Source organism: Aeromonas sp. 604176 (genome assembly GCF_049170755.1).
Classification (GTDB): domain Bacteria; phylum Pseudomonadota; class Gammaproteobacteria; order Enterobacterales; family Aeromonadaceae; genus Aeromonas; species Aeromonas veronii_A.
Genome location: NZ_JAAKNE010000316.1, coordinates 1 through 527 on the forward strand (window position 1 = coordinate 1; position 527 = coordinate 527).

At 56.7% G+C, this 527-nt stretch carries 1 protein-coding gene; it reads right to left on the reverse strand.

The genetic code is table 11. From position 1 onward, the window contains the following. On the reverse strand, positions 1–527 hold a 527-nt coding region (locus G5358_RS21585; protein ID WP_421324939.1), incomplete at both ends, for a GTP-binding protein.

Genomic DNA, 527 nt, shown 5'->3' on the forward strand with positions numbered 1-527 from the left:
AGTTCCAGGATCTTCTCTTCCCACTGAGCTTCGCCTTCCAGCGCTTTCAGTGCAGAACCACGGACTACCGGCAGGTCATCACCCGGGAAGTCGTACTCGGACAGCAGTTCACGAACTTCCATCTCGACCAGTTCCAGCAGCTCTTCGTCATCTACCATGTCACACTTGTTCATGAACACGATGATGTACGGAACGCCTACCTGACGACCCAGCAGGATGTGCTCACGAGTCTGCGGCATCGGGCCGTCAGTCGCTGCTACTACCAGGATCGCGCCGTCCATCTGGGCAGCACCGGTGATCATGTTTTTAACGTAGTCGGCGTGACCCGGGCAGTCTACGTGTGCGTAGTGACGGGTAGCGGTGTCGTATTCTACGTGGGAGGTGTTGATGGTGATACCACGCTCACGCTCTTCCGGTGCCTTGTCGATCTGGTCGAAGGCGAAAGCTTTACCACCGAAGTGCTTGGCCAGCACGTTGGTGATAGCTGCAGTCAGGGTGGTTTTACCGTGGTCAACGTGGCCGATGGT